Source organism: Yoonia sp., assembly GCF_017854415.1.
In the GTDB taxonomy this organism is placed as follows: domain Bacteria; phylum Pseudomonadota; class Alphaproteobacteria; order Rhodobacterales; family Rhodobacteraceae; genus Yoonia.
This window is the reverse complement of the sequence record NZ_JAFMHR010000045.1, coordinates 6,431-9,405: the sequence shown is the minus strand read 5'-3', so window position 1 is coordinate 9,405 and position 2,975 is coordinate 6,431. Positions and strand designations below refer to the sequence as shown.

Sequence of the window (2,975 nt, the reverse complement as noted above, 5' to 3'; positions counted from 1 at the left end):
ACCAGCATCAATCCCAGCACCATGCAAACCAATGCCACCCAGATCCAAAGGCTATAGGTTTCGCCTAAAAGAAGCATTGCCCAAAAGACGCCCGATCCGGTGACGACATAGCTCACTTGGCCCGCGAAAACCGGACCAGCCCGTCCGATCAACCAGACATAGCCAGTGTAGACCAAAACGTGGATTACCGAACTTAGCGTCAGTGTGAAATCGGCCAAAACGAAAGGGGCTTGAGGCACAAAGAACTGCCCTGATCCGATAGCAAGCGGCAATGAGATCAGAGTGCCAATCACTGATGCGCCAAAAAGCACTGCAAAGGGATCAAGTCCTGCAGTCCCCCAACGCGCGACGATATTGCCTTCGCAAGCATAGCAAAATGGCGCGACCAGCGCCAAAGGCAAAAACGCAATCATCGCGCGTTCCGGCAGGCTCGCTTCGGGAAGTGCGATGAAGCCGACACCGATCAAGCCAAGCGTCAGACCCATCAGCCGTCGCCGCGAAAACGTGTCATTGCCAAGCATCAGCGCGATTGGAAAAGCCATCATCGGGATTGTCGCAATCACGATAGACATGATGCCCGATGGCAGATGAAATGCAGCACGGTAACTTGTAATGCCCGGGATCAGTGACCCAATCGTTGCAATCATCAACCAAACAGCCAAGGTTCTTAGGGTGAATGGCAAGCGCCGCAGTTGTCGCCAGCGCAATATTCCCAGCAAGATCGCCCCGATCAGCATTTGCCAAAAAATCATGCCCAAGGGCTGATAACCGGCCGTTACCGTGATCTTGATGAGTGGTTGGGTCAGGCCCCAGCCACACCCCAGAAGCAATAAAAAGCCGGTAAGCCGGACCCGGTCAGTAATCATTCAGGGCCGGTTTGCGATAAACGCCCGCCTTGGCGCACCATCTCAACCCGCGTCGCTTTGCCGGTCATGTTGTCGGTTTCGACGTACAGGCCCGATAGGGTTGCCTCGTCTGCTGCGGGTGTGAAACGGGCCTTTGGCATGCCCGTGATAAAGCGGCGCAATGGTTCGGCTTTGTCCATCCCGATCACAGAATTATAGTCGCCGCACATGCCCGCATCTGTTTGATAGGCGGTGCCGCCAGGCAAAATCATCGCGTCTGATGTGGGCACATGCGTGTGCGTGCCAACCACAATGCTGGCGCGCCCATCACAGAAATGACCAGCGGCCATTTTCTCGGAGGTTGCCTCGCAGTGGACATCAATCAGGCTGGCACTGACTTGACCGCCCATCGGGTATTGGCGCAGGACGCTATCCAGCGCCGAAAATGGATCATTAAAGGGGCGCTTCATAAAGACTTGGCCGAGCACTTGGGCCACCAGCACTTTACGTCCGCCAGGTGCGTTAAATACGCGTGCACCTACACCGGGGGCGGCTTTGGAATAATTTATTGGCCGGATGATCCGGCTTTCCTTTTCAATAAAGCTCAGCATGTCTTTTTGGTCGAACGCATGATCGCCCAAGGTCACGACATCGGCCCCTGCATCCAGCAAGAGCTTTGCGTGATCCGCCGACAACCCCATGCCCGAGGTCGCATTTTCACCGTTGACCACAACAAAGTCGAGTTTCCACGCGGCCCGCAAACGGGGCAGATGGTTCGAAATTGCTGTGCGGCCAGCGCGGCCCATGACGTCGCCAAGAAAGAGTATTTTCATGGAACTGGTGTTATGGGCTACGCGCTGATTCATCCAGCAGTTTCTGCGCAGGCGGCTTGCTATCAGCCAATCTTGGTGCGACGCATGGATTATGGAACCCGCAAAGCAATCACGTCCCGTCGTTGGCATCTTTTGGATGGTGTTCACAGGTTTGATGTTTGTGGCCGTGACCGCCGTCGTCAAACATATTGGAAGCGATGTGCCCGCAGCCCAAGCCGCGTTCCTGCGGTATGTGCTGGGATTGGTGTTTTTGCTGCCGATGATCAAGCCGATTTTGGCCGCGCACCTGACAGGTCGGCAAAAGAAACTTTTTTGGGCGCGCGGTGCCGTGCACACATTGGCTGTGATTTTGTGGTTCTTTGCGATGGCGCGCATTCCGATCGCCGAAGTGACCGCGATGAATTATCTCTCGCCGGTCTATGTCTCGCTTGGCGCTGCTTTGTTTTTGGGTGAAAAACTACCGCCACGCCGCTTGGCTGCTGTGATCATGGCGTTGATTGGCGCGATGATTATTCTGCGTCCCGGCATGAAAGAGGTCGAAATCGGCCATATCGCTATGTTGGGAACGGCGGTTTTCTTTGCCGCTGGTTATTTGATCGCCAAGCAACTGTCCGGCGAAGTTTCTGCTGCTGTCGTTGTCGGTATGTTGTCGATCACTGTTACAGTCGGCTTGGCGCCCTTTGCGGCGGCGGTCTGGATTACACCTACTTTGGAACAGCTTGGTTGGCTGTTTCTGGTCGCCTGTTTTGCTACGGCAGGCCATTATTCAATGACACTGGCTTTTGCTGCTGCACCTTTGACTGTGACGCAGCCGGTCACGTTTTTGCAATTGGTCTGGGCGGTACTGTTGGGGGCTGTGGTCTTTGGCGAAGCAGTTGATGGCTGGGTCATCTTTGGCGGCGCTGTGATTATGGCATCGGTGACATTTATCACGTGGCGCGAGGCTGTCGCGCGGCGCAGAATTACACCTGCAGCAGTTGAAACCAAGGTTTGAACTTTGCCCCTTTGGGGCAAGCCTCCGGCGGGGATATTTTTACTCGGAAGAAGGCGGAGTGAGGCGTGCAAGTAGTGAGCTTTGCGTCACCACGCCGATTGGTTGGCCGTTTTCATGGACTTGTAGGGATGCGCCGTCGATCTGGTGCATGATGTCTTGGACGGGTGTTTCGACATCAATAGCCGGACCGTCACATGTTCCTGCGGTCATTACGTCACGGGCGGTTAAGACACCAAGTGGGTTCATGTGTGCCACAAATTCCGCCACATAGCCGTTTGCTGGATTGGTAAAGATATCGCGTGG

Annotated in this window: 4 protein-coding genes; 1 reads left to right on the top strand and 3 read right to left on the bottom strand. The window is 55.0% G+C overall.

Annotated features, from left to right (window positions below):
• The coding region (locus QZ197_RS07100) for a DMT family transporter (protein WP_296431171.1) at window positions 1-866 on the bottom strand (866 nt) is incomplete at its 3' end.
• Window positions 863-1,678 carry a TIGR00282 family metallophosphoesterase gene (locus tag QZ197_RS07095; protein ID WP_296431170.1) on the bottom strand — a complete coding sequence of 272 codons (816 nt, stop codon included), beginning with the start codon at window positions 1,676-1,678 and terminating at the stop codon, window positions 863-865. The genes QZ197_RS07095 and QZ197_RS07100, both read right to left, overlap by 4 nt.
• Before the next feature lie 91 nt (window positions 1,679-1,769).
• Here QZ197_RS07095 and QZ197_RS07090 point away from each other — a divergent pair, with 91 nt between their 5' ends.
• Complete coding sequence (locus QZ197_RS07090) at window positions 1,770-2,672, top strand: DMT family transporter (RefSeq protein WP_296431169.1); 903 nt, start codon at window positions 1,770-1,772, stop codon at window positions 2,670-2,672.
• A 39-nt stretch (window positions 2,673-2,711) separates the two neighbouring features.
• Here the strand turns inward: QZ197_RS07090 and QZ197_RS07085 are convergent.
• Window positions 2,712-2,975, bottom strand: a 264-nt coding sequence (locus tag QZ197_RS07085; protein WP_296431168.1) for a CBS domain-containing protein, incomplete at its 5' end; no start/stop codon positions are given.